Origin of the sequence: Nocardioides sp. (assembly GCF_031422975.1) — a bacterium.
GTDB lineage: Bacteria > Actinomycetota > Actinomycetes > Propionibacteriales > Nocardioidaceae > Nocardioides.
Genome location: NZ_JANPEO010000028.1, coordinates 1 through 1783, shown reverse-complemented (window position 1 = coordinate 1783; position 1783 = coordinate 1). Strand labels below are relative to the sequence as shown.

The following is a 1783-nucleotide window of genomic DNA, read 5'->3' as shown; positions in this document are numbered from 1 at the left end:
CGTCGATCGCGCCCTCGGCCGCACCGGCGCCGACGAGGGTGTGAATCTCGTCGATGAACAGCACGATGTCGCCGCGGGTCCGGATCTCCTTGAGCACCTTCTTGAGGCGCTCCTCGAAGTCACCGCGGTAGCGGGAACCGGCGACCAGGGCGCCGAGGTCGAGGGTGTAGATCTGCTTGTCCTTGAGCGTCTCGGGCACGTTGCCCTTGACGATGTCCTGCGCCAGGCCGGCCACGATCGTGGTCTTGCCGACGCCGGGCTCGCCGATGAGGACAGGGTTGTTCTTCGTGCGGCGCGACAGGATCTGCATCACGCGCTCGATCTCCTGCTCGCGCCCGATGACGGGGTCGAGCTTGCCCTCGCGCGCGGCCTGGGTGAGGTTCTGCCCGAACTGGTCGAGCACGAGCGAGCTCGATGGCACCTCGCCCCCGGCACCGCTGGTCTGGGCGCCGGCCGTGGTCGACTCCTTGCCCTGGAACCCGCTGAGCAGCTGGATGACCTGCTGGCGGACCCGGTTGAGGTCGGCGCCGAGTTTCTGCAGCACCTGGGCGGCGACGCCCTCGCCCTCGCGGATGAGACCGAGCAGGATGTGCTCGGTGCCGATGTAGGAGTGGCCGAGCTGCAGGGCCTCGCGCAGCGAGAGCTCCAGCACCTTCTTGGCGCGCGGCGTGAAGGGGATGTGCCCCGACGGCGCCTGCTGGCCCTGGCCGATGATCTCCTCGACCTGGGCGCGCACGGCCTCCAGGGAGATGTCGAGGGACTCGAGGGCCTTCGCGGCGACGCCCTCGCCCTCGTGGATGAGGCCGAGCAGGATGTGCTCGGTCCCGATGTAGTTGTGGGAGAGCATGCGGGCCTCTTCCTGGGCCAGCACGACAACTCGCCGGGCTCGGTCGGTGAACCGCTCGAACATGTGCGCTCCTTCACGTCTGTGGTCCGCGTCAGGCTTCCCTGCGCAAGCAGAGTCGTCAGGCGAACAATGGGCTCAACGCCCGACTCCACCCTACGTGTTCCCAAAGCCGTAGCCGAGGCGTCCGCTGACAGCGAACACGGACACCGCGGGGCTCAATGCCGTACGGCGCCGCGTTCCCCCGTGAGGAGCGCGGCGCCGTCGAACAGGTTCGCTCAGTGAGCGGCGTCGTAGGCCTGCTGCACGTCGCCGGAGATGCGGCCGCGTTCGGACACATCCATGCCCTGACCCTTGGCCCACTCGCGCACGTCCCTGGTGTTGGAAGGCGAGGCGGCAGCCTTGCGGCCGCGGCGGGCGCCGCCGCTCACCTTGCGGGCGTGGCCGACATAGCCACTCAGCGCGTCGCGCAGAGCAGCGGCATTGCTGTCGTTGAGATCGATTTCGTACGTCGTGCCGTCCAGACCGAAAGTGAGCGTTTCATCGGCCCCACTCCCATCGAGATCGTCGACCAGAGTGATGTTGACCTTTTGTGCCATTGGTATTCCTCACATAAAGCTCGGGGGTGTGGAAATGCAAACCACAGTAAAGACCCCGGTAGTGGCCGATGGCAACTCCCGTCCGAAACGGAATGAAGGATCAGGCATTGCGCTCGAAGACGAGGCGCAATCCCTGCAACGTCAACCATGGTGAATCGGCCGTGAAACACGAGCATTCCTCGCGTACGAGTGGCGCCAGGTGCCCCGTTGAAATGACATTCACGTCGGCCGTCTGCACACCGAGCTCGGCAATCATCCGCGCCACCATGCCGTCGACCTGGGCGGCGACGCCGAAGAGCAGGCCGCTCTGCAGGGCCTGCGCCAGGGCTGCGTCGTCGAC

Annotated in this window: 2 protein-coding genes and 1 pseudogene; all 3 read right to left on the bottom strand. The window is 66.7% G+C overall.

All coding sequences use genetic code 11. The annotated features are described in order from the left end of the window. Positions 1-910: Clp protease N-terminal domain-containing protein (locus RMO85_RS00880; protein WP_310525859.1), on the bottom strand; the 910-nt coding region annotated here is incomplete at its 3' end. Between the two features lie 212 nt (positions 911-1122). Next, positions 1123-1443, bottom strand: a complete 321-nt coding sequence (locus RMO85_RS00875; protein WP_310525858.1) for an Lsr2 family protein — start codon at positions 1441-1443, stop codon at positions 1123-1125. A gap of 100 nt (positions 1444-1543) precedes the next feature. Next, positions 1544-1783 (bottom strand): annotated as a pseudogene (locus tag RMO85_RS00870) (pantothenate kinase); the annotation flags it as partial.

Excerpts from the sequence above, each read along its gene's own strand:
- RMO85_RS00875 (WP_310525858.1), bottom strand. The coding sequence starts at position 1,443 with ATGGCACAAAAGGTCAACATCACTCTGGTCGACGATCTCGATGGGAGT.